The 23,162-nt window shown below is 69.8% G+C and carries 21 protein-coding genes and 2 pseudogenes; 15 read left to right on the top strand and 8 right to left on the bottom strand.

All coding sequences use genetic code 11. The features are described from left to right. Positions 1–79 precede the first annotated feature (79 nt). The 5 genes from ACIPSJ_RS40715 to mhpD all read right to left on the bottom strand — a co-directional run bounded on the left by ACIPSJ_RS40715 (position 80) and on the right by mhpD (position 5,188). Positions 80–1,363: an NAD(P)/FAD-dependent oxidoreductase gene (locus ACIPSJ_RS40715; protein ID WP_401353471.1), complete on the bottom strand. Its 1,284-nt coding sequence runs from the start codon at positions 1,361–1,363 to the stop codon at positions 80–82. A 74-nt stretch (positions 1,364–1,437) separates the two neighbouring features. Beyond that, positions 1,438–2,301 (bottom strand): fumarylacetoacetate hydrolase family protein, encoded by an 864-nt coding sequence (locus tag ACIPSJ_RS40710; RefSeq protein WP_401353469.1) that lies wholly within the window; start codon positions 2,299–2,301, stop codon positions 1,438–1,440. Between the two features lie 90 nt (positions 2,302–2,391). Next, positions 2,392–3,408, bottom strand: coding sequence for a 4-hydroxy-2-oxovalerate aldolase (gene dmpG / locus ACIPSJ_RS40705; RefSeq protein ID WP_401353467.1), 1,017 nt, complete (start codon positions 3,406–3,408; stop codon positions 2,392–2,394). Then, positions 3,405–4,406 (bottom strand): acetaldehyde dehydrogenase (acetylating), encoded by a 1,002-nt coding sequence (locus ACIPSJ_RS40700; protein WP_401353465.1) that lies wholly within the window; start codon positions 4,404–4,406, stop codon positions 3,405–3,407. The genes dmpG and ACIPSJ_RS40700 overlap by 4 nt, the downstream gene beginning before the upstream one ends. Then, positions 4,403–5,188: a 2-keto-4-pentenoate hydratase gene (gene mhpD / locus ACIPSJ_RS40695; protein WP_401353464.1), complete on the bottom strand. Its 786-nt coding sequence runs from the start codon at positions 5,186–5,188 to the stop codon at positions 4,403–4,405. The genes ACIPSJ_RS40700 and mhpD overlap by 4 nt, the downstream gene beginning before the upstream one ends. A gap of 307 nt (positions 5,189–5,495) precedes the next feature. Between mhpD and ACIPSJ_RS40690 the strand changes: the two genes are divergently transcribed. From ACIPSJ_RS40690 to ACIPSJ_RS40645, 10 genes are all read left to right on the top strand, one after another. Beyond that, positions 5,496–6,287, top strand: a complete 792-nt coding sequence (locus tag ACIPSJ_RS40690) for an IclR family transcriptional regulator (protein ID WP_401353463.1) — start codon at positions 5,496–5,498, stop codon at positions 6,285–6,287. 10 nt (positions 6,288–6,297) lie between these two features. Beyond that, positions 6,298–6,900, top strand: coding sequence for a TetR/AcrR family transcriptional regulator (locus ACIPSJ_RS40685; protein WP_401353461.1), 603 nt, complete (start codon positions 6,298–6,300; stop codon positions 6,898–6,900). A gap of 412 nt (positions 6,901–7,312) precedes the next feature. Beyond that, positions 7,313–8,635: an aromatic ring-hydroxylating dioxygenase subunit alpha gene (locus tag ACIPSJ_RS40680; RefSeq protein WP_401353459.1), complete on the top strand. Its 1,323-nt coding sequence runs from the start codon at positions 7,313–7,315 to the stop codon at positions 8,633–8,635. Further along, positions 8,632–9,177, top strand: a complete 546-nt coding sequence (locus tag ACIPSJ_RS40675; RefSeq protein WP_401353457.1) for an aromatic-ring-hydroxylating dioxygenase subunit beta — start codon at positions 8,632–8,634, stop codon at positions 9,175–9,177. Before ACIPSJ_RS40680 ends, ACIPSJ_RS40675 begins: the two co-directional genes overlap by 4 nt. A 13-nt stretch (positions 9,178–9,190) precedes the next feature. After that, positions 9,191–9,574, top strand: coding sequence for a bifunctional 3-phenylpropionate/cinnamic acid dioxygenase ferredoxin subunit (locus ACIPSJ_RS40670; protein ID WP_401353455.1), 384 nt, complete (start codon positions 9,191–9,193; stop codon positions 9,572–9,574). Beyond that, complete coding sequence (hcaB, locus tag ACIPSJ_RS40665) at positions 9,561–10,364, top strand: 3-(cis-5,6-dihydroxycyclohexa-1,3-dien-1-yl)propanoate dehydrogenase (protein ID WP_401353453.1); 804 nt, start codon at positions 9,561–9,563, stop codon at positions 10,362–10,364. The genes ACIPSJ_RS40670 and hcaB overlap by 14 nt, the downstream gene beginning before the upstream one ends. Positions 10,365–10,386: 22 nt before the next feature. Beyond that, positions 10,387–11,232, top strand: a complete 846-nt coding sequence (locus ACIPSJ_RS40660) for an alpha/beta fold hydrolase (RefSeq protein ID WP_401353451.1) — start codon at positions 10,387–10,389, stop codon at positions 11,230–11,232. 28 nt (positions 11,233–11,260) lie between these two features. Further along, positions 11,261–12,157, top strand: a complete 897-nt coding sequence (locus tag ACIPSJ_RS40655; RefSeq protein ID WP_401353449.1) for a VOC family protein — start codon at positions 11,261–11,263, stop codon at positions 12,155–12,157. Positions 12,158–12,391: 234 nt separating this feature from the next. Then, on the top strand, positions 12,392–14,242 hold the full coding sequence (locus ACIPSJ_RS40650; RefSeq protein ID WP_401353447.1) for an FAD-dependent monooxygenase: 1,851 nt from the start codon (positions 12,392–12,394) through the stop codon (positions 14,240–14,242). A gap of 270 nt (positions 14,243–14,512) precedes the next feature. After that, the gene (locus ACIPSJ_RS40645) at positions 14,513–15,400 is read left to right on the top strand and encodes a pirin family protein (RefSeq protein ID WP_401353445.1); all 888 of its coding nucleotides are present in this window, start codon (positions 14,513–14,515) and stop codon (positions 15,398–15,400) included. A gap of 286 nt (positions 15,401–15,686) precedes the next feature. Here the strand turns inward: ACIPSJ_RS40645 and ACIPSJ_RS40640 are convergent, their stop codons facing one another. Genes ACIPSJ_RS40640 through ACIPSJ_RS40630 form a run of 3 tightly spaced genes read right to left on the bottom strand, consistent with a single transcriptional unit; the run spans position 15,687 to position 18,336 of the window. After that, a complete protein-coding gene (locus tag ACIPSJ_RS40640; RefSeq protein WP_401353443.1) occupies positions 15,687–16,400 on the bottom strand; it encodes a maleylpyruvate isomerase family mycothiol-dependent enzyme in 714 nt (237 codons plus the stop codon). Continuing rightward, positions 16,397–17,224 (bottom strand): fumarylacetoacetate hydrolase family protein, encoded by an 828-nt coding sequence (locus ACIPSJ_RS40635; protein WP_401353441.1) that lies wholly within the window; start codon positions 17,222–17,224, stop codon positions 16,397–16,399. The genes ACIPSJ_RS40640 and ACIPSJ_RS40635 overlap by 4 nt, the downstream gene beginning before the upstream one ends. Then, positions 17,221–18,336, bottom strand: coding sequence for a cupin domain-containing protein (locus ACIPSJ_RS40630; protein WP_401353439.1), 1,116 nt, complete (start codon positions 18,334–18,336; stop codon positions 17,221–17,223). Before ACIPSJ_RS40630 ends, ACIPSJ_RS40635 begins: the two co-directional genes overlap by 4 nt. Before the next feature lie 94 nt (positions 18,337–18,430). Here ACIPSJ_RS40630 and ACIPSJ_RS40625 point away from each other — a divergent pair, with 94 nt between their 5' ends. The 5 genes and pseudogenes from ACIPSJ_RS40625 to ACIPSJ_RS40605 all read left to right on the top strand — a co-directional run bounded on the left by ACIPSJ_RS40625 (position 18,431) and on the right by ACIPSJ_RS40605 (position 22,466). Next, positions 18,431–19,162 carry an IclR family transcriptional regulator gene (locus ACIPSJ_RS40625; protein WP_401353437.1) on the top strand — a complete coding sequence of 244 codons (732 nt, stop codon included), beginning with the start codon at positions 18,431–18,433 and terminating at the stop codon, positions 19,160–19,162. A 443-nt stretch (positions 19,163–19,605) separates the two neighbouring features. Continuing rightward, positions 19,606–20,508, top strand: a pseudogene (locus tag ACIPSJ_RS40620) (cytochrome P450); the annotation flags it as partial. After that, the gene (locus ACIPSJ_RS40615) at positions 20,492–20,923 is read left to right on the top strand and encodes a cytochrome P450 (protein ID WP_401354043.1); all 432 of its coding nucleotides are present in this window, start codon (positions 20,492–20,494) and stop codon (positions 20,921–20,923) included. The pseudogene ACIPSJ_RS40620 and the gene ACIPSJ_RS40615, both read left to right, overlap by 17 nt. A gap of 57 nt (positions 20,924–20,980) precedes the next feature. Beyond that, positions 20,981–21,941: pseudogene (locus ACIPSJ_RS40610) on the top strand (PDR/VanB family oxidoreductase). Positions 21,942–22,064: 123 nt separating this feature from the next. Then, the gene (locus ACIPSJ_RS40605; RefSeq protein WP_401353435.1) at positions 22,065–22,466 is read left to right on the top strand and encodes a nuclear transport factor 2 family protein; all 402 of its coding nucleotides are present in this window, start codon (positions 22,065–22,067) and stop codon (positions 22,464–22,466) included. Positions 22,467–23,162 lie beyond the last annotated feature (696 nt).

Below are 23,162 nucleotides of genomic sequence, written 5' to 3'. Positions count from 1 at the left end.
TACGTCCGGGAGGGGGCTCGGGGAAAGCTCCCAGTGTGTGCGGCTCTGGGCGGGGGGGGCGGCACCGATCGCGCCAGTGTCAGACGACACCGGCCTCGGCCGCCAGCGACTGTTCCGGTGGTTTGAACGCCTTCGCGGATTTCGCGAGCGCACGGAGGTTCGTGTCCGGCGAAACCAGCTCCGCGGCCGTCACCGGCGCGGCGGTCTCGATGAGCGTGCGGACCGTCCGGAGATCCTTCGGCCGGTCCAGGGCGGCGGCCGCGGTGACCCGGCCGTCCCGCAGCCAGCAGCCGAGGAAGGAGTCGGGGGTGGCGTCCGCGCGCAGCACGAAGGTGTCACCGGCGGCGAAGCGGCCGTACATCTGCAGGGTGCGGCCGTACTGGTGGGAGTAGAAGTACGGCAGATCCGTGTGCTCCCGGTCGGTCGCCCCCGCCATGACGGCACCGGCAACGGCACCCTGCTTCTGCGCGTTGTCCCAGTGCTCGATGCGGCCGGGTCCGGCCAGGTGGGGGTTGGGCTGGCGTGCGACATCACCGGCGGCGAAGATCCACGGATCACTGGTGCGGCACTGGAGGTCGACGATCACACCCTGGTCGCAGGCGACTCCGGCACGCTCGGCGAGGGTGGTGTCCGGGCGTACGCCCACCCCCACCACCACGGTGGCCGCGGGCAGGACTTCGCCGGTCGACAGCCGGACGCCGTCGACCGCTTCGACGCCGGTGAACTCCAGGACCGACAGTCCGCAGCGGATGCTGACACCCTGGCTGGCATGCAGCCCGGTCACGCGAGCGGCCAGTTCCGGGCCCAGCGGACGTTCCAGCGGCAGGGGCGCCTGCTCGACGACCGTGACCTCCAGCCCCGCCTCGCGGGCCACGGCGGCGATCTCCAGTCCGATGAACCCGCCGCCGACCACCACCACGGGACCACCGCACGCGAGCCGCGCGGACAGTTCCCGCCCGTCCTGCGCGTCACGCAGGGTGAGCACGCCGGACAGCTGGACACCGGACACCTCCGGCAACAGGGCCCGGGCCCCGGTCGCCAGCAGGACGCGGTCGGCCCGCAGTGTGCGGCCGTCGTCCAGTACGACCAGGCGCTGCGCGGCGTCGAGGGCCAGCACCCGCGTGCCCAGCAGCAGATCGATGTCCCGCTCGGTGTAGACCCCCGCCGGCACGATCGGCACGACGAACTGCGCCTCTCCGGCGAGGAGCGCCTTGGACAACGGCGGTCGCTCGTAGGGAAGTTCGCCGCCGGCGTCGACCACGCTCACCCGGCCGGCGAACCCGTGGTCGCGCAGGGCGAGCGCGGCGGCGACCCCCGCCGCGCTGCCCCCGACGATCACGTGATGCTCCGTGCTGTCCCGCATGCGCTCCTCCTCTTCGGTACCGGACGCCGTGCAGACGCGGCCACGCCCGTAGTGCTGTCCTGCTGATGCTGCTGTCAGGCGGTCGTCCCGCGCCCCGCCGCCGCGGTGAAGCGCTGTTCGAGGGACCCGATGCCCTCGATGTGGGTGGTGAGGGTGTCGCCGGGTGCGAGGTATCGCGGTGGCGTGCGGCCCATACCGACGCCGGCGGGGGTGCCGGTGAGGATGACGTCGCCGGGTCGGAAGGTGAGGACCTGGGAGAGGCGGGCGATCAGGGTGGGGATGGGGAATATGAGGTCGCGGGTGTTGCCGTCCTGGACCGTCTCACCGTTGACCTGGGTGGTCAGACGCAGGCCGGCCGGGTCGGGGAGCTCGTCCGGGGTGACGAGCCAGGGGCCGAGCGGGGTGAACCCGGCGTGCGACTTGCCGAGACTGAACTGCGGGGCGGGACCGGACATCTGCAGCACACGTTCGGAGATGTCCTGGGCGACGGTGTAGCCGGCGATGTGGTCCCACGCCTCCGCCTCGGTGATGTGCGAGGCGGTCCTGCCGAGGACGACCGCGAGTTCCACCTCCCAGTCCACGTCGCCCTCGGGGAGCCGGACCGTGGTGTAGGGGCCGGTGAGCGAGGACGCGAACTTGGTGAACACCGGGGGCAGTCCCTCGGGCACGGCATAGCCGGTCTCGGTGGCGTGGTCACGGTAGTTCAGACCGACGGCGACCAGCTGTGAGGGTGCCGGGACCGGGGAGCCGAGATCCTCACGGTCGTAGAGGCGGCCCTCGGGCAGGTCCGCCTCCCGTGCCCAGGCCCGGAAATCGGACCACTGGGCGTAGATCGCCTGCGGGTCGGGGGCGAAACGGCCCTCACTCGCGTCGGCGACATCGACGGCTCTGGCTCCGGTGACCAGATGGAGTCGTCCTGCCAGGTTGGCGAGGTGCATCAGGATTCCTTCAATGGTTCGTGGTCATACGGCCGGTCTGGCCGGCGGGGATCAGGGTGAGGGCGCCGGTGCTCGCCGACGGGTTCCCGATCAGACGGCGGTACGTGCCTCGGCCAGATCGAGCGCGATATCGGTGATCATGTCTTCCTGGCCGCCGACCATTCCGCGTCGGCCGACCTCGACGAGGATCGCGCGGGTGTCGACGCCGTACCGATGGGCGGCCGTCTCCGCATGACGCAGGAAGCTGGAATAGACGCCCGCGTAGCCGAGGGTGAGCGTCTCGCGGTCCACCCGCACCTCGCGGTCCTGCAACGGTCGTACGACGTCGTCGGCGGCGTCCATGAGCGGGAAGAGGTCGCAGCCGTGGTCCCAGCCCATCAGGTCGGCGACCGCGATGAACGCCTCCAGGGGGCAGTTGCCCGCGCCCGCGCCCTGCCCGGCGAGCGAGGCGTCCACACGGGTGACGCCGTTCTCGACGGCGACCACGGTGTTGGCGACGCCCAGGGCCAGGTTGTGGTGGGCGTGGATGCCGAGTTCGGTGGCTGGGTCGAGTACGTCGCGGTAGGCGCGGAAGCGGTCGCGGACGCCGTCCATGGTGAGCCGGCCGCCGGAATCGGTGACGTACACGCAGTGGGCGCCGTAGGACTCCATCAGCTTGGCCTGGCGGGCGAGTTCGGCCGGTTCGGCCATGTGGGACATCATCAGGAAACCGGCGACGTCCATGCCCAGCTCGCGCGCGGCGGCGATGTGCTGGGCGGCGATGTCGGCCTCGGTGCAGTGGGTGGCGATCCGGACCGAGGCGATGCCCAGGGCGTGCGCCCGCCGCAGGTCGTGCAGGGTGCCGATGCCGGGGAGCAGGAGGGTGGTGGGCACCGCGTGGTGGGTGGCCTCGGTGACGGCCTCGATCCACTCCCAGTCGGTGTGGGCGCCGACGCCGTAGTTGATGCTGGAGCCGGACAGGCCGTCGCCGTGGGCGATCTCGATCGCGGACACGCCGGCGGCGTCGAGGGCGGCGGCGATGGTCCGGGCCTGGTCGACGGTGTAGCGATGCCGAAGGGCGTGCATGCCGTCCCGCAGGGTGACGTCCTGGACGTACAGACGGCTCATCGTGCTGCCCCTTCGGTGGCGACGGGGGTCCCCCCGCTCGGGCGAAGCCGGGAGTGGGGGAAGGCGGCCATGCGTTCCGCGGTGCGCAGTGCGGCCGAGGTCATGATGTCGAGGTTCCCGGCGTAGGCCGGGAGGTAGTGCGCGGCGCCCTCCACTTCGAGGAACACCGACACCTTGGCGGCCCCGCCGGACCGGGCGGCGGCCGGCAGCAGGGATCGCAGCGGGTCGTCGGCGGCTACCTTCTCGAACTGCACCCTCTGCTTGAGCCGGTAGCCCGGCACATATGCCTGGACGCGGCCGACCATCTCCTCGACGGACACCGTGACGGCCTCGGTGTCGCAGTCGGAGACGAGGCAGTACACGGTGTCCCGCATGATCAGCGGGGGCTCGGCGGGGTTGAGGACGATGATGGCCTTGCCCTTCGCGGCCCCGCCGACCCGCTCGATCGCCGAGGACGTGGTCTCGGTGAACTCGTCGATGTTGGCCCGGGTGCCCGGCCCGGCCGAGCGCGAGGCGATGGACGCGACGATCTCGCCGTAGTGCACCGGCGCGGCGGCGTTGACCGCGGCCACGATGGGAATGGTGGCCTGGCCGCCGCAGGTGACCATGTTGACGTTCGGTGCGCCGAGATGTGCGTCGCCGTTGACCGGCGGCACCACGTACGGGCCGATGGCGGCCGGGGTGAGGTCGACCAGAGTCCGGCCCAGCGGGCGCAGCACCTCCTCGTGGCGGCGGTGGGCGCCGGCGGAGGTCGCGTCGAACACGATGTCCACGTCGGCGAACTCGTCCAGTCTCACGAGCCCGTCCACTCCTTCGTGGGTCGTGGCGACCTTCAGCCGGCGGGCGCGGGCCAGACCGTCGGAGTCCGGGTCGATACCCGCCATCGCGACGATCTCCAGGCTCTCCGACAGCCGGAGCAGCTTGATCATGAGGTCGGTGCCGATGTTGCCCGACCCGATGACCGCGACCCTGGTGCGGGGGTGTGTCTCTCCGCTCACCGGTTCTCTCCTTCCGTGGCGAACCCGACCCGTACGGAGCCCAGGTTGGAGATACGGGCTTCGAACACGTCGCCCGGGGCAGCGGGGACCATCGGTCCCAGAGCACCGGTCAGTACGAGATCGCCCGCCCGCAGGGGGTCCCCCAGCCCGGCGAGGGTCGAGGCCAGCCAGACGGCCGCGTTGAGGGGGCCGCCGAGGCAGTCGGCACCGGTGCCCTCGGAGACCGCCTCTCCGTGACGGATCATGGTCATCCGCACCGATCGGAGATTCAGGCCGGTCAGGGGTACCGGGGTCGAGCCCAGGACGTAGCAGCCGCTCGACGCGTTGTCCGCGATGGTGTCGACGATGGAGATGTCCCAGTCCCGCACCCGGCTGTCGACGATCTCCAGGGCGGGCAGGGCGAAGTCGACCGCGCGCAGCACGTCCACGACGGTGCATTCGCGATGCGGCAGGTCGCTGCCGAGCACGAGCGCGACCTCGGCCTCCACCCTGGGCTGAAGCAGCCGTCCGGCAGGCACCGTGTCCCCCTCGGCCACGGCCATGTCCGCGAACAGCGCGCCGAAGTCCGGCTGGTCCACGCCGAGCTGCCGCTGTACGGCCGGGGAGGTCAGGCCGATCTTCCGGCCGACGAGCCGGCGGCCGGCTGCCACGCCGCGCCGGACGTTCGCCTGCTGCACGGCGTAGGCGCTTTCGATGTCGCCGTCGTCGAGGAGTGTGCGCACCGGCGGGCAGGGCGTTCCGGTGGCCGTGGCCTCCACGAGGGCGTCAGCCGCCTTGGTCACGGCCGCGGGAGGGGCGTCTGGTCGGGCGCGGGCGGGGAGGGGCGGCACGGGTTACCTCCAGAGGGGAGACGGGGCGCGGGTGCTTGTCGGGGCCACCCGTGTGATGTCTTCGGTATAGACACCGCCGCCCCGGCGGGACAGTTTTTGTTCCGTGCGCCGGAACAGCACCGCCTCCGACGCCTGTATTTACTCGCGCCGAAGAGTGACGTAACCTCACGCTCATCTAGAGCGATCGCTCTAGAGGATCGCTCCAAGCGGCCTCGAATGGCCTCGCATGACTGCCCTGCGACGAAGGAAGGTGGTCACCATGGCCGACCGCGCCACGATGCCGCGGAACGGCTCGTCGTCCGTGCTCTGGAAGGCGTTCGACGTGCTGGAGACCTTCAGCCAGCACAAGCGCTTCCTCACGCTGAGTGAGGTGGCACGCCTGTCCGGCCTCCCGAAGTCGACCGTTCACCGGGTACTGGGCATGCTTGTGGAGGTCGGAGCCGTCGAACAGCAGGAGAACGGTTTCCGCATCGGGCTGCGCATGCTGTCGGTGGCGTCCTGCTCCCCGGAGGGGCTGATACGGGACGCGGCCATGCCGCACCTCCTCGACCTGCACAAGGCGGTGGGCCGGACGATCCACCTGGCGGTACTGCAGGGAACCGACGTCCTGTACCTGGAGAAGCTGTACGCCCGCAATACCCAGTCCAGCCCCACCGACATAGGGGTCCGCCTGCCGGCTCACTGCACCGGCGTCGGAAAGGCGCTGCTGGCCCACGCTCCCGCGGAGACCCTGGACGCCCTCTGCGCCCGGCCGCTGCCCACGCTCACCCCGCACTCACTGCGGGTTCCGGCCGTCCTCCGCAGGCATCTCGACCGCGTCCGGTCGACCGGCGTCGCATTCGATCACGGTGAGGCGTCCGTCGGCCTGTCCTGTGTGGCCCGGCCGGTTCTCGTCGCGGGCCGCGCCGTCGCGTCGGTCTCGATCGGCTTCCGCAGTGACGAGCAGGCCGACCCGGCGCTGACAGGCGTTCTGGCGCGGACCACGACGGCTGTCGCCCGGTCGCTGATCACGCGGCGCGACTACCATCAGTACCCCTCGACACCGATCTGAGGCGGGAACGATGCGTGAAGCCGGCCCGGACTGCAAGAAGTCCGCCCGCGAGGCGTTCATGGACGCCGGCGAGCGCCTCATGGGCAGGCAGGGGTACCACGCCACATCGGTGACCACACTGTGCAGGACGTCCGGCTATCCCACCGGTTCCCTGTATCACCACTTCGGTAGCAAGGCCGGACTCCTGTCGGCCATTCTCGAACGCGGTACCGACCGTATGCGGCGGGCGCTCCGGGACATCGATGTCCCGGACGGTTCATCGACAGAATGGCTCGATGCCCACTTCGACGCCATTCTCTCGACGATCGAGCGGCATCCCGACTTCACCCGGCTGACCGTACTCATCCTCCTCGAAGAGGGTTTCGACCCCGAGGTCGAAAGAAGCGTGGTGTCGTTCCGCGAACACATGACCGAGAACATGTTCGACGTCGTGCACAAAGCGCTGAACGAACACGGAGCCGGAGTGCCGGAAACCGTGACGCGCGAGTTGTCCGACATGACGGTCGCCCTGCTGATGGGAACGCTCACCCTCTCCGTCACCGACATGCGCCGACTCGTGACGCGGTTCCTGCGCCTGCTGGTCGACGGCACCGAGCAACTCGCGCCGCGCTGACACCAGGGCCCGGCGACACGTCCCCGGGCGCCGCTCCCGCCCTTCAGCCACCTGCCGGTCGGCCACCGGTTCCTGATCGGCGTGCGCCTCGGCGGCCTCTCCCGGCGTGCCTCGCGGCCGACCCGGCCGGTCTCTTCCTGCCGTTCGTGGCCCAGCGGGCCGACCGGCCTGCCGCGGGGACGTCGTCCCGTGAGGTCCCCGGTGCCGTGCCGCGGATCGATCCGAGTTTCCGTTCCGGCTTCCGGAACTCCTGATGGCCGCAGACGGCAGACCACCGCAAGATTTCTTCCGTCCGCAACACGGAAGTCACGGACGCTCGGTAAGGCCCTCACCCGTTCGTGAGTCCGACCGACCGAGGCCCGAGTCCACGGACCAGGGCGTGAGTTCTTCCCAGCAGGATAAGGAGCACACCATGATCGATGTCGAATCGATCGACACGGGCGGCGGCTCCCTCGATGCCCGCATCTTCTCGGATCCCGACGTCTACCAGCTCGAACTCGAGCGGGTATTCGGCCGTACCTGGCTCTTCCTCGCACACGAGACCCAGCTGCCGGGCAAGGGAAGCTTCGTCCAGACGTACATGGGCGAGGATCCCGTCCTGGTGGTACGGCAGCGTGACGGTTCCATCAAGGCGTTCCTCAACCAGTGCAGGCACCGGGGAATGCGCATCTGCCGCTCGGACTCGGGCACGGCGAAGACCTTCACCTGCAGCTACCACGGCTGGTCCTACGACCTCGAAGGCGCTCTCGTCTCCGTTCCGCTGGAGGACCACGCCTACCGCAACGGGATCGACAAGTCGCGCTGGGGCACCCTGCGCGTACCGCGTATCGCGGTCCACCAGGGCTTCGTTTTCGGTACCTGGTCGGAGGACGTACCGGAGTTCGAGGAATTCCTCGGTGACATGAAGTACTACTTCGACGGCACGGCCGGGCGCTACGAGGGCGGGGTCGAGTTCCTCGGAAGCGCCACGAAGTGGGTGATCGACTCCAACTGGAAGTTCGCCGCGGAGCAGTTCGCGGGCGACTTCTACCATGCCCAGAGTGTCCACTCCTCCGTCGGTATGGCGCTGTTCACCGACCCGGCACACCAGTCGTTCATGGCCAGCCTCCCGTCGGAGGGGCGCCAGTTCGGCGGGAACGGCCACGGCACCGGCAACGCCCTGACGCCCGACGGGCCCAATCCCTTCCTGGGCCCGGAGTTCTCCGCGTGGTACGCCACCCAGGCCGACGACATCAGGGAACGCCTCGGCGAGGAGCGGCGCCTCAACATGTGGGGACACGCCACGGTCTTCCCGAACTTCTCCTATCTCGGCATGTTCCACACCATGCGGGTGTGGCACCCCCGCGGCCCGGGACAGACCGAGGTCTGGGCGTGGACCGTGGTGCCGAAGAACGCTCCCGACGAGGTCAAGGCCGCGGTACGGCGCAGGAGCGCGTACGCCTTCAGCCCCGCCGGGATCTTCGAGACGGACGACGGGGAGACCTGGACCGAGATCCAGAGCGTGCTGCGGGGCTGGAAGGCCCGGCAGAACACCTTCAACGCCACGATGGGGCTCGGCTGTGAGCAGCGGGACCTTGACGGATACCCCGGAGTCACCGACGACCTCTACAGCGAGATGGCCTCGCGTGGCTTCTACCGCCGCTGGCAGGACCTGATGCTCGGCAGGTCCTGGGACGAGATCGCCGAGGCGGACACCCGTGTCGCGGCACGACCGCAGGAGGTGCGCACCGTATGACCACCTCGACGCCCGTCTCCGCGATGTACCGCGTCGCACCCGAACTGCAGGTGCTGGTCGAACAGTTCTACGCGGCCGAGGCCGAACTGCTCGACGATCACCGGTACGACGAGTGGATCGAGCTGTTCACCGACGACGCCGAGTACTGGATCCCCAGCCGGACCACGCTGCCCATCAGGGAACGCCGGCGCCAGATCGCGGCCCGTGACGAGAACGCCATCGCCGACGACGACATGGACATGCTGCGCGGCCGGGTCAGGCGCGTCACGTCCGGGATCCAGTGGTCGGAGGAGCCTCCCTCCCGGACCCGCCGGCTTCTCACCGGTGTCCGGGTCCGCGAGCAGGACGGCGGTGAGCTGCGGACGCGGACCAACTTCTACGTCTACCGCAGCCGTCTCGAACGTCACCAGGACTGGTTCGTCGGTGAGCGCTTCGACGTGCTGCGGCCGGCCGCGGGCACGTATCCGTTCCGGATCGCCGACCGCAGGATCGTCTTCGACCAGACCACCCTGCTCTCCCCCAGCATCAGTGTCTTCTTCTAGCGCAGGACCGAACATGACTGTCGAATCCCCGGTGACGACCGACGCCAGATGGGTGCCCGCGTGCACCGTCGCCGACCTGGCGGAGGATGAGGGACTGCGGATCGGGACCACTCCCCCGATCGCGGTGTTCCTCACCGACGACCAGATCTTCTGCGTCGACGACACCTGTACCCACGAGACCTTTCCGCTGTCGGAGGGCTGGGTGGAGAACTGCGTCGTCGAGTGCACCCTGCACAGCGCCAAGTTCGATCTGCGAACCGGCGCGGTGCTCAGCCCGCCCGCGAGCAGGGCGGTGCGCACGCACCCCGTCCGTGTCGAGGACGGCACGGTCTTCGTCCAGCTGCCCGGCGGCTACGCCCCGGCGGTGGAAGGGCAGGAGCACCATGGGCTTTCTTGACGGCCGCTCGGTCCTGCTCACCGGCGGGGGCTCCGGTCTCGGCCGCGCCATCGTCGAGCGCTTCGTCGCCGAGGGCGCCCGGCTCACCGTTCTGGACCGCTCGGAGGACAAGCTCGCGGGGCTGCGCCAGGACTTCGGGGCCGCGGTGCGCACGGTGCGCGGCGATGTGACGTCCTACGAGGACAACGAGGCGGCGGTGTCCGCCGCGCTGGACGCGTTCGGTTCGCTGGACGTGTTCATCGGCAACGTGGGGCTCTGGGACTTCGGCAGTTCACTCGCCGCGACCGACCCGGAGCAGTTGTCCCAGGCGTTCGACGAACTGTTCGCCGTCAACGTCAAGGGCTACCTGCTCGGCGCCAAGGCCTCCCACACGGCTCTGCGCGAGACCCGGGGCAGCATGATCTTCACGCTGTCCAACGCCGCGTTCTACCCCGTCGGCGGCGGCCCCCTCTACGTCACGTCCAAGCACGCCGGGGTCGGCCTGGTCAGGCAGCTCGCCTACGAACTCGCCCCCGAGATCCGGGTCAACGCGGTCGCACCCGGTGGCATGGCGACCGACCTTCGCGGGCCCAGCTCCCTCGGCCAGCAGGACACCAGCATCTCCGAGGCCCTTCCGATCGACGAGATCGTGCGGACCCACGGCGCGCTCCAGCGTGCCGTGGACCCTCGCGACTACGTCGGCTTCTACCTGCTGCTGGCCTCCGCGCAGGATGCGTTGACCGCCACCGGCACGGTCATCGACATCAGCTCCCTGGGCGTCCCCAGGCGCAATCCCGAATCCTCCCTCTGAACCGTCAGGAGACCCGTTACCCATGACAAGCGCAGCCATCTCCGCCGATGCGAGCAGTCGGTTCATCACCGCGGGCAAGGCCCGCGTCCATCTCCACGAACTGGGTGAGGGCTCTCCGGTCGTGCTCCTGCACGGCGCGGGTCCCGGTGCCACCGGGTGGAGCAACTTCGAACCCAACATCGGTGCCCTGTCCGAGCGCCACCGCGTCATCGTTCCCGACATGCCGGGCTGGGGCAAGAGCGACTCGGCGAGGCTGTCAGGCGATCCCGTGGACACCCTGCTCCGCCTGCTCGACGAACTCGGCATCGAGCGGGCGGCCCTGGTCGGCAACTCGATGGGCGGTATGACCTCCCTGCGATTCGCGGTGGAGTACCCCGACCGCGTCAGCCATGTCGTGACGATGGGCGCGCCGTGCCCCGGCAACAACATGTTCACGCCGGGTGGCGGGTTCACGGAAGGGCTGAGGGTGCTCCGGGCCGGCTACGAGAACCCCAGCCCCGAGAACATCAAGCGGATGGTGCAGATCATGTGCTTCGATCCGGCCCTGGCGACGGACGAGCTGGCGAAGCGGCGCTCGGCCGCGGCGCACGAGCACCCCGAGCACCTTCAGTACTACCTGGAGGACCAGGTCGTTCCGGGAGGCAGGGAGTTCCACGCCCTCGGTGCCCGGATCTCCGAGATCACCGCGCCGCTGCTCGCGATCCACGGACGGGACGACCGGGTGATGCCCTTCGAGGCCAGCCTGCGGCTCGTGTCCAGCGTGCCGAACTCGCGCCTGCTCCTGCTGAACAGGTGCGGGCACTGGACCCAGATCGAGCACGCCGCAGAGTTCAACCGCGTGGTCGCCCAGTTCGTCGAGAACAGCTGAACCTCCCCAGCGAAAGGCAGGACGAGTCATGAGCACCCTGGTCAAGGCGCTGGGATACATAGTGGTCCGGGGCCCTCTCGACGAGTGGCGAACCTTCGGCACCGAGGTCCTCGGCATTCAGCCGGTCGAGGGCACCACCGTCCCGGACACCCTGTTCTTCCGGACGGACGACCGGAGTTACCGGATCGTCGTCGTCGACGGTGAGCCCGGTGCCGACGCGCTGCAGGCTCTCGGCCTGGAAACGGCCTCCGAGGAGGACCTCGACCAACTGGTGGCCGAGCTGGGCGTCCGAGGCCACAAGACCGTGGAGAATCCCGAGCTGGCCCAGCGGCGCGCGGTGCGCCGACTGGTGACGGTCGACGACCCGGACGGCAACACCCTTGAGCTCTACTACGGGCAGACCCAGGACCACTCCCGGTTCGTGTCGCCGACCGGTGTGGAGTTCGTCGCGGGGGACGACATGGGGGTCGGCCACGCGTTCATCGCCTCGCTGGATCCGGGGGCCGCGGCCGTCTTCTACCGCGAGGCCCTCGGTTTCCGGCTGACGGACACCGTCAAGGTCGGCGGCGAGCTGGCCTACTTCCTGCACTGCAACCCCCGCCACCACTCCGTCGCCCTCGCCTCGGTGCCCGGCCTTCAGGGGCTCGCTCACCTGATGCTGGAGGTCGGCAGCCTTGAGGACGTCGGCCGGGCACTGGACGCGGTGAAGGCCGGGAAGGCCCCGCTCGGCCTGGAACTCGGTGAGCACTCCAACGACCACATGATCTCGTTCTACGTGGTCACCCCCTCCGGGTTCCAGATCGAGTACGGCTGGCACGGCCGGGTGGTCGACGAGGACTGGACCGTCAACCACTACACGGCGATCAGCAACTGGGGTCACCAGTTCCCGGACGGCAGGTTCTTCCCGTCCGAGCGCCCGCTCTGACTCCTGCCGCGGCCCGTCGAGCGGCATCACTCAGCGGTGGCGTCGGTTCACGACGCCACCGCTTCGCAAAGGGGCCGGACCAGACGTCCACGCGGCGCGCGTACTCGGCACATCTGCGTTCCGGGAGCCGATGCCCGACGCCCGCACGGCGCGGTCTCTCGGTGAAGGGTGCACCCATCAGCCAGACCTGCGGCATGGCGGACGTGGCGCGGGACAGAGAACCAGGTAGGAGCCATGCACACCAACGGAACTTCCCCGTCGGCGGCCACCGGTGAGGCCGAGTACGTACCGGTTCTGATCGTCGGCTCGGGACCGGCGGGGTTGACCACCGCACTGTCCCTGGCCCGGCAGGGAATCCGCAGCGTGATCGTCACCCGGCACGCCACGCAGGCGCACACCCCGCGGGCCCACATCACCAACCAGCGAACCGTGGAGATCCTGGCCGACCTCGGGGTCGAGGCGGAAGTGAGCGCGGCCGGCTACGTGCTCGAGGAATTCCCCAACAACCCCTTCATGCTCACCTTCGCGGGACCGGAGGCCGCCCGCTGCACCGCGTGGGGCGGCGGGCTCAAGGACCAGTCGCGCTACCGCTCGGCGAGCCGGCACCTGCCGCTGGACCTGTCGCAGCACCTGCTCGAACCCATCCTGGCGAAGGCCGCCGTCGACACCGGGCTGGTCGACCTCCGCTACCGCCATGAGTTCCTCTCGCTGGATCAGGACGAGACCGGCGTCCGTGCGGCGATCCAGGAGCGGCGTTCAGGACGCGAGTACGTGGTGCACTGCGAGTACCTGGTCGGTGCCGACGGGGCCCGCAGCAAGGTGATGCAGCAGATCGGCCTCCAGCTGCACGGGTTGCGCGACCTGGCCACCAACTGCACCGCGTGGCTGGACGTGGACCTGACCCCCTACACCGCGCATCGTCCGGCGGCGATCTACTGGGCCGTCGACCTGTCGCTCCCGTCCTGGACCATGGTCCACCCGTGGCACCAGTGGGTCGCCAACTGGGGCATCAAGCCTGGCCATGTCCCGGACAAGGACGAGGTGATCGCCAAGGTCCGGGAGTCGGTCGGCGACCCGCACATCGAGGTCGGCGTCCGGTCCATCGGAACCTGGACGATCAACCAGGTCGCCGCCGATCAGTACTCCGTCGGCCGCGTCTTCTGCATGGGCGACGCGGTGCACCAGCACTCGCCCGCCAACGGCCTGGGAAGCAACACGTCGATCGCCGACGGCTACAACCTGGCCTGGAAGCTGGCGTACGTCCTCACCGGCGTGGCCGGGCCCGCCCTGCTGGAGACCTATTCGCCCGAGCGTGCCCCCGTGGGACGGCAGATCGTGGACCGCACTCTGCAGTCCGGCGCGGACCTGCTCACCCTGGGGACCGCGCTGGACATCGATGCGGCGGGGCCCGAGAGCCGGATCTGGGAACGGATCCGTTCGCTGCACGACGCCACCCCGGAGGCCGCGAAGCGGCGGGACAAGGTGGCCGCCATGATGCGGCTGCTGGACTACAACTTCAACGCCCATGGCGTCGAGCTCGGTTACCGTTACGACGTCGTACGGCCCGAGGTCGGGCGCGATGACGATGTCGACGACCGCCGGACGAGCGACGACCTCACCTACGTTCCCTCCACGGCGCTCGGCGAGCATCTCCCGCACGCCTCCGTCGAGTTCAGCCGGCGGCGGCTGTCGACCGTGGACCTCGTCGGCCACGGCAGGTTCACCGTCGTCACCGGCCGCGGGGGCGAGGAATGGGTGGCCGCGGCCGACGAGGCCCGACGGCGATTCGGGATACCGCTCACGGTCCGGGTGATCGGCACCGCGGACGGATACCAGGACGTGCTCGGCGAGTGGGAACGCGTGCGCGGGATCGACGACGACGGCTGCCTCCTGGTACGGCCCGACGGCCACATCGCGTGGCGCGCCCAGTCGAACCCCGGCGGTCAGGCACTGCTCGACGCGATCGCGATCGTTCTCGGCCGGGCCCAGGGAGCCGGCGGGACGGAACCGGTGTCCGCCGTCGGGCACGGTACGAAGGATGCGGACCCGCGCGCGGCAGAGCCCGTGGACGCCCTGGCTGATTGACCGATCCGCAGCCCGGCGCATCCGTCGATCTGCACGCGGTGTCCGGACCGACGAGCCGGCCGGGGAACTCCGATGACGCCGCAGGCAAGCCCTCGCAGCCGAGCTGTGGGTCTTCCCGTCCCTCCCGAACGTGGCGGGAAGACGCGCGGTGGCATCGGGCAAGGGCGGACGGCCGAATGCGAGTTCCCTCTCCGGGAATATTGGTTGACGCATCAACGTTGTCAGGGAAAGTCGTTACTGCTTCTGACACCGCCGCCCCGGAGGTCCCCCATGACCGACCACACGACCCTCGTAGAACGACGGGCTGACCGCGTCCACACCAAGCGCCCCCTCGGGCCCAACGGCCAGGTCGACGACCACGCCATGATCATCGCACCGGACAACTTCCGGCTGACCGACCCCTTCCTGGTCCTGATGGAGGACTGGTTCTCCAGCCCCGGCTTCGAGTGGCACCCGCACCGTGGGATCGAGACGGTGACGATGGTGCTGGACGGTGTCCTGGAACACGGTGACAGTCTGGGACACGCCGGGGCCCTGGAACCGGGTGACGTGCAATGGATGACCGCCGGTCGCGGGATCATCCACCGTGAGCTGGCCTTCCGCAACGAGCACGCGCACACGCTCCAGCTGTGGGTGAATCTCCCGGCCGCCGACAAGCTCGTCGAAACCCGTTATCAGGACCTGCGGCAGGGCGCGCACGCCGTGCACACCGAGCCGGGGGTGCGGGTACAGGTCGTCTCCGGGACCACGGGAGCCGCGGTCGGCCCCGCCCTCAACCATCACCCGATAACCGGCCTGATCCTCGATCTGGATCCGAACACCAGGTACGCCCAGTTGCTCCCCGGGGACGCCCGCTCCTTCGCCTATGTCCTGGACGGCCGGGCCGAGATCGGCCGTCAGCCCGTGGAGCAGGGCCAGGTCGCCTGGTCCGATCCCGTCTCGGCGGCAGGTTCCGGCAGTGCCCTCACGGTTCGCACGCCCGAGGGTGACCAACGGACCCGGATCCTGGTCTTCGCCGGCCGCCCGTTGGGCGAACCGGTCGTCGCGGGCGGCCCGTTCGTGATGAACTCCCACGCCGAGATCGAGCAGGCCTTCCGTGACTACAACTCCGGCAGGTTCGGCACGGTCCCCCGCGCCGCGCGTCTGACCACACGCTGAGGCGGCCGAACCCGGCGGACGGGAGTCCGCCGGAGACTCCGACCGCCCGTCCGTCGTGAAGCCCCTGGCCGAAGCCGCTGAGGACTGCGGCACGTCCAGGGGCGCTGGGATCGGACCGTGCGCCGAACGGCCGGCGCACGGTCCGATCATGTCCGCGGCAGGGCTCGCACCGGAACGCCGTTGCGTCGTGCGCGACGGCGGCGCCGTCCGGCTGTTCCGCGTCGGGGAGGGAAGAGGCCGGCCGACGAGGTGCGGGCTCCCGAGGGATGCGACGCGCGGCCCGTCGTCACAGCCAGGGCGGGAGTTCGGGCAGCGGCTTGCCGGAGACGGTGCGTAGCGACGGAGAGGTTCCGCGGCCCGTGAGCCATCGGGCCAGGGCGTCGGCGGAGCCCTCCACCGGGTCGTACGGCGCGCCGGGCCGGTCGGGGGCCGCCGGCCGGCCGGTGAGCCGGACGGTGACATCGATCCCCTGGGCGGTGCGCCGGCGTGTGCGGGCGTCGTCGATCAGCGCGCCCAGGAAGTCCTCGGGGAAATCGGCGAACTCTCCGCCGGTGGGCAGGTCGCAGGCGTGGATCCACACCTCTCGGGCGCGCAGCCAGGGGATGGTGCTCGCCGGCACCGTGCGGCCCTGGGCGGTGACGACCTCGGCCTGCCACACGGTGTCCGTGAACCCGCCGAGGTCGGCGGCGAGCCGCTCCTGTTCCGCCTCCACGAACGCGCGCAGCCGTGCGACGGGCCAGGTCGCGCCTTCCTCGATCTCCTCGGCGCGTGCCTCGGGGCTCGGGTACATGGGCGTGGGTTCCCCGGTGGCGGCCCAGTGGGTGAGCCTGCCGAGGGCCCGCGCGTTGTGGCCGAGGTGGGAAAGCAGGTGCCTGCCGGTCCAGCCCGGCAGGCGGCTGGGGCCTTCCAGCTCCTCGTCGCGGTTCAGCTTGAGCTGGGCGAGGAAGTACTGGTGGCCCCCAGCCATCCAGCGCAGGCTCTGCGCGGCTGTCGGGCTCACGCCGGCTCGCTTCGCCGCACCGGGTTGGACAGGGTGCCGATCCCGTCGATGGCGGTGGCGAGGGTCTGGCCGTGCCCGAGGTAGCGCGGGGGCTTGCGGGCGTGCCCCACTCCGCCGGTGGTGCCGGTGGCGATGAGGTCGCCGGGGTTGAGGGTGATCAGGGTCGAGATGTAGGCGACCAGATCGGCGGGCGCGAACACCAGGTCGGCGATGGTGGACTTCTGCACCACGTCCCCGTCGACCTCGCAGCTGATCGCGGCGTCGGCCGCCAGTTCGTCCGGGGTGACCAGGCAGGGGCCCAGGGGCGTGCTGGCTTCCCAGGTCTTGCCCTGCAGCCATTGAGTGGTGCGGTACTGCCAGTCGCGCATCGTCACGTCGTTCATGACGGTGTATCCGCCGATCGCGGCCTGCGCGGCGGCCCGGTCCGCCCGGCGCACGCGCTGCCCGACCACCACGACCAGCTCGGCCTCCCAGTCCACCGCGTCGGACTCGGGCGGCAGCTCCACCGTGTCGTACGGGCCGATGAGCACCTCGGGGAACTTGGCGAAGAGGGTCGGGTGCTCGGGCAGGTCGCGGCCCATCTCGGTGATGTGCGTGCGGTAGTTGAGCCCGACACAGACGATCTTGCCGGGGTGGGGGACGACCGGCGCCAGCCGGGTGGGCTCGACGTGTATGACCTCGCCCTCCGCGGCCCGCGCGTACGATTCCCAGTCGGGCCTGCTCAGCAGAGCGCCCACGTCTCCGGGGCCGAGGTCGACGTACCCGTCGCCCGCGACGCGGGCGACGTGCAGGCCGTCCTCCAGGCGCAGGGTCGCCAGTTTCATGCGGTCGGTCCTTCCTGACGGGAGCGGTCCAGGTGCAGCCGCTCGGCAATGGGGGCGTCGGTGAACCGGAACAGGTCCAGGCCGCTCTCCGACGCGAGAGTGAGCGGCACCCACGACGGGACGACGAACAGGTCGCCGCGCTCCACGGTCCACGGGTGGTCACCGACGGTCACCTCGCCGGTGCCGTCGAAGACCTGGAAGACCGACGAGCCGACTTCCCGCAGGGTGCCGGTCTGCGTGTCCGGGGCGAGCCGGTGGAACTCGGCGCGTACCGTCGGCAGCACGTCGCCGCCCGTGGTGGGGTTGGTGTAGCGGACGGCGGCGTGACCGGGCTCGACGGTCGCGGCGTACCCCTCGGCCTCCAGGGCGAGTTGGTCGCCGAGCGCGCGGTCGGTGTACTCCCAGCGGTAGGCCAGCAGCGGCGTGGCCGGTGTGGGAGCGAGGTGGGTCAGCGGGCGCAGCCCGGGGTGGCCCCACAGTCGCTCGGCCTGCGAGCGGGCGGGCGCCTCGCGGGTGTCGACCTCGTCGGCGCCGTATTCGAAGAACGTGGCGTCCGCGAAGTACTGGAACGGGATGTCGAGGCCGTCGATCCAGGCCATCGGCCGGTCGCTGCGGTTGTGGTGGCCGTGCCAGTGCCAGCCGGCCTGCGGCAGGAAGTCGCCCCGCCGCATCGCCACCGGGTCGCCGTTGACGACCGTCCACACGCCCTCGCCCTCGACCACGAACCGGAAGGCGTTCTGGGTGTGGCGGTGGACCGGGGCGTCCTCCCGCGGATTGAGGTACTGGATGGCCGCCCACAGTGTGGGGGTGGCGAACGGACGCCCGCCCAGGCCCGGGTTGGCCAGGGCGATGGCCCGGCGCTCGCCGCCGCGGCCGACGGGCACCAGGTGCCCGGCCTGCTCCGCCATGGGCAGCAGGTTCTTCCACTGCCACAGGTGCGGCAGCGCCTTGGAGACCGGCTCGGCGGGCATCAGTTCGCCGATCTCGGTCCACAGCGGGATGAGTGACTCCGACTCGAAGCCCCGGTAGAGGGCCTCCAGCTGCGGGGTGCGCTCGGGCTGGCCGGGCGTGTCCTTGGCCGTGACCCGCCCGGGGGAAGGAAGGGGGTTCATGCCTGTGCTCCCAGAGTGCAGAACCGGACAGGCGCAGTGCCTCGTATCCGCAAGCCTGCCCATTGTTCCGCAGAGCAGGATAGGATTTTCTGCTGTGAAGAATGAGCCCCCCTATCCCATCGCGTCGGTCGACCATGCGCTGCACCTGGCGACGCTGCTGCAGCAGGAGGGGCCGTTGCGGGTGAGCGACGCCGCGGGGCGCCTGGGTGTCTCGCCGTCCACCGCGCACCGCCTGCTGGCCATGCTGGTCTACCGCGACTTCGCCGAGCAACTGCCGGACCGGCGCTACCAGGCCGGTGACGTGCTGCGGACCGTCGCGGCGTCCTCGGTTCCGGTCGCGCTGCTCCGAGAGGCGGCCCTCCCCCACCTGCGCCGCCTGGTGGCCGAGGTCGAGGAGTCGGTCAACTTCATCGTGCTGGTCGGCACCGAGGCGCGCATCATCGCCACCGCCGAGTGCTCCCAGGTCCTGCGGGTCGGCAGCCGGGCCGGCCGCTCCCTGCCCGCCCACCTCACCTCGGGCGGCAAGGTCCTCCTCGCCGCCCTCCCGTCGACGGAGCTCGCCGCCCGCTACGCGGACCACGAGGAGGTGGATCCGCCCCGGCTGCGGCGCGAGCTCGCGCTCGTCCGCAAGCGCGGCTTCGCCATCAACGACCAGCGCACCGAGACCGGTCTCACCGCCGTCGCCGTGGCCGTCCGCGAGGGCGACGACCCCGTGGGCGCCGTGGCCATCGCGATGCCCAGCGCCCGGTTCAAGCGGGACCTGCTCCCCGGCTGGGCCACCACCCTGCACCGCACGGCCTCCGCCATCCAGCGCTCACTCGGCTAGGGCATCGCCAGGCGGTTTCGCGGTGCCGCCCGGACGCCAGGCGACATCCGCCCGCGGAGCCTTCCTGAGCGGCAGCCCGGGCTCGCCGCTGGGCGTCCGGCCAAGCCGAACACCTGCCGGAGCGCCACACCGAGCACATGGCTGATCCCGCGGGCCAGTCCGTCGCAGGCCAGGCACCGCCGACCTGGAGCACCCGGGATTCGCAGGCCGACCCGCCGCCGTGCTCGGTGCGTGTTCCGGTCGGCGGCCTGCGACGGCGGGGCCGACTGCTGTGTGGGTGACGCCCTCGGCGGCGGTCCCGGCACCGGCTCGGGCGTCGACGAACCGGACCGCACCCATTCAACAAGCTGAGAAACACGCGGTTATGGTCAAGGCCGGACAAGGACATTGACAGGATCCATATCACCTATACAAACGGCACGATTGTCGCGTGTTACATCGGGATGAATAATACTGGGCATGACCGAGAGCACTTGTTCGGCAAACAAGGGTCTCGTGCGAATTCCGGTGCGCAATACACACAGGCGGTAACTCTGATGGAATTCCCCGTCCAGCAGACCACCTCGCAGTCGGAACTGCCGATGCTAGAAATCTTCGAACCCTCCTATATGGGGGTACTCCGGTACGAAGTCGTCGGACAGTTGCGAGAGCAGGATCCTCCGCTCGCCATCGACCCTCTCGGCCAAGTGCACCTGCTCAGGTATGCGGATGTTCGTGCCGCCCTTGAGGATTCCGAGCGCTTCCGTGCGATCGAGACCGGAGCGGCACTCGCCCTGGGCATGACGGAGGGGCCGTTCTACGACTTCGAGAACAACGTGGTCCTCACCCAGAACCCGCCCCGGCACACGCGGGTGCGCAGGTGCGCGGCACGGTTCTTCCAGGGACGCCGCATCCAGGCCCTGGAGCAGTCCATCCGAGACGCCTGCGACGAGTTGATCGACGCTCTCCCCGAAGGCGAGCCGTTCGACTTCGGGGAGGAATTCGTCTTCAAACTCCCGGTCGGCGTCATCATGCGGATGCTGCACCTCCCGGCCGAGGACGAAGCAAAAATCCGGCAGTGGTCCCCGCGGACGCTACCGGTGGGCCCGAGGGACCAGGAGTCGGCGGACGAGGCGAACGCGCACATGCGCGAGTACGCCGAGGCGGTGATCGCCGAGCGCCGTGCCCAGCCGCTCGACGACGACATCATCACCGACCTCGTGCGAGCGCAGGCCGAGGGAGAACTCAGCGAGGATGATCTCTGGGCCCTGGTCGTCGCTCTGAGGCTGGCCGGGCACGAGACGACGACGAGCACGCTGTCCACCGGCAGGGTGGCCCTCCTGCGCCACCCTGAGCAGATGGAACAGCTGCGCCGCGACCGGAGTCTGCTCAGACGCGGTCGACGAGCTGCTGCGCTTCGAGCCGGCCCAGAACGCCGTTGGCCGCATCCTGAGCGAGGACGTCGAATTCTACGGAACGACGATCGCGGCGGGCTCCTACGTCGCGCTCAACCAGGCCTCGGCGAACCACGACCCTCGCGTCTTCCAGGATCCCGAGCGCCTGGACATCACCCGGTCGAATGCCCGCGAGCACATCACGTTCGGGGGCGGTGCTCACCGGTGCATCGGCGCGCCTTTGGCTCAGTTCGAGATACCGATCGCTTTTGATCGACTTTTCGACCGGCTGGGGCCGATCGAGCTCGCGGGCGGGCCGCAGTACGCGCATGCCTTCTTCCGCGGATTCTCTTCCCTGCCGCTGGTGGCCACACGTTCGCCGAAATAACGGCCGTCACACGGAAGCAATTCATCCGGACGCCCCACCTGGACGAGGTGAGATCCCGTGAACAACACGGACGACGCGGTACGCCTTCGCCTGCGGGTCGCCGCACGGCGGACGGAGGCGGAAGGAGTTGTGATTCTGGACTTCCGCGACCCTGCCGACGCCGACCTCCCGCAGTGGTCGCCGGGCGCGCACATCGACCTTCAGCTGCCGACGGGTGTGACACGCCAGTACTCGCTGTGCGGCGACCCGGCTGACCGCTCGATGTGGCGGATCGGCGTGCTGCTGGATGCCGGGGGCCGCGGTGGCTCCGCCCACGTGCACAAGACCCTCCACCCGGACATGGTCATCGACGCCGTCGGTCCTCGCAACCACTTCGAACTGCTGCCGTCGCGCCGTTGTCTCTTCATCGCCGGCGGAATCGGTATCGCGCCGATCCTGCCGATGCTGACCGCGGCGGACCGGATCGGCACCGATCGGGAACTGCGCTACGGCGGGCGAAGCCGTCGGTCGATGGCATTTCTGGAGCCGCTGGAGGCAGTGACCGGCAAATCGAGTGACCTTGTATCCGCAAGACGAGGTAGGTCTACCCGATCTCGACCGGATTCTCGCCGAACCACGGGCGGACACGCTGATCTACTGCTGCGGTCCCGAATCGCTGCTCAAGGCGGTCGAGGAGCGTTGCCGGAGCTGGCCCGCGGGCTCGTTGCACGTGGAGCGGTTCGCGCCGAAGGAAGGGACGCCCGTCCTGAACGGCTCGTTCGATGTGGAGCTCGCGACCCGCGGCCTGACCCTCACCGTGCCGCCCGACCGGTCGATCCTCGATGCGGTCGAGGAGGCAGGCGTAAGCGTCCTGACTTCGTGTCGCGAGGGAACCTGCGGGAGCTGCGAGACCGGAGTTCTGGCCGGGGAGGTCGACCACCAGGACTCTTTGCTCGGTCCCGAGGAGCAGGCAGCCAATGACGTCGTCTTCATCCGTGTCTCGCGTGCGGTCGGCGCCGGACTCGTGCTCGACCTCTGAGGACGCCTGCTCACTCGTTCCGGATGCCACCAGACGTCTGGCACCGCCCGAACACCGTAAGTCACAGGAACACGGGGCTCTTCAGCACACCGCCAAGGGACGACCAGGCCTCAGGGAGAGATCATGACTCAGCCCCACTCGCGCACCGCACAGATCGTCGGCGAGGTACCCGTCTGGGTGGCCGAACTCTACTCGAGCATGGACAGCCTGAACTCCGAAGCGGTCCTCGCGCACCTCAGCGATGACTGCCGCATCCGCTTCGGCAACGGCGAACCGATGGTCGGCCACGAGGAGTTCCTCGCCGGAACGGGAGCCTTCCAGCAGGCGGTGCGCGGCATGCGCCACCACTTCAACCAGGTCTGGCAGTGCGGCGACTCGGCCGTGCTGGTCACCGACGTCGACTACATCCGTCACGACGACAGCGTGGTGACCCTGCCGGCCATCACGGTGCTGCATCGGCAGCCCGATGGACTGGTCGACGACATGCAGGTCGTCATCGATCTCACGCCGGTCTTCGGCGACTGACCGGGGCGCCCAAGCCACTCGGACGTCCATGCCGAATGCGGTCACTCTCTTTGGCGGACACGGATCATCTCCGAGCTGAAGCCCCCGCTCGAGACGTCCGCGCGTGACGTATCGCCGGGGCATGGGAGCAGGCACCGAAATGGGCCGACTGACGAGAAAATCGCCTTCATCAGTGAAACAGAAGCCGGATTCGGTCGGGCCGCGGCCGGATACTCGCCGCGAAACGGGCTCCCGTGTTCGGCTGTGACATCAACGACGACAGCGCGGCCGAGACCGCGAAAATCGTGGAAGCGGTTAGGGAATCAGTGCGATCCCCGGCGCCCGCCGACCTGTCCACGAGGAGGGGCCTGGGAGGGAATCGCACCCGGCGCCGCGGCCTTCGGGGGATCGACTCGCTCTTCACCCTCCGCGACGAACTCGACATTCCGCGTCTCTGCACGCGGGTCGCCTGGCCGCATCTGATCGCGCGGTGGCGGGGCCGTTCTGGACGTCGCCTCCGTGACCGCAGATCGCGGCGCGCGGTGGCTGCCGACGGCACCGCACGGCGCTACCGAGGGCGGAGTACTGGCGATGAGTAAGCACCTGTGCGCGGCCGCCGCACCGCATCCGGGCCAACACCATCGCCTCGGCCTAACCCGCGCATCCGTCACCGCGCCCTTCAGCGACGCCCCGGACGGCTCCAGGGCCCCGTGGGAG

The organism is Streptomyces sp. NPDC090088 (assembly GCF_044747345.1).
Taxonomy (GTDB): Bacteria; Actinomycetota; Actinomycetes; order Streptomycetales; family Streptomycetaceae; genus Streptomyces.
Note: the sequence above shows the minus strand (reverse complement) of the source record. Positions and strands in the feature narration are given on the sequence as shown.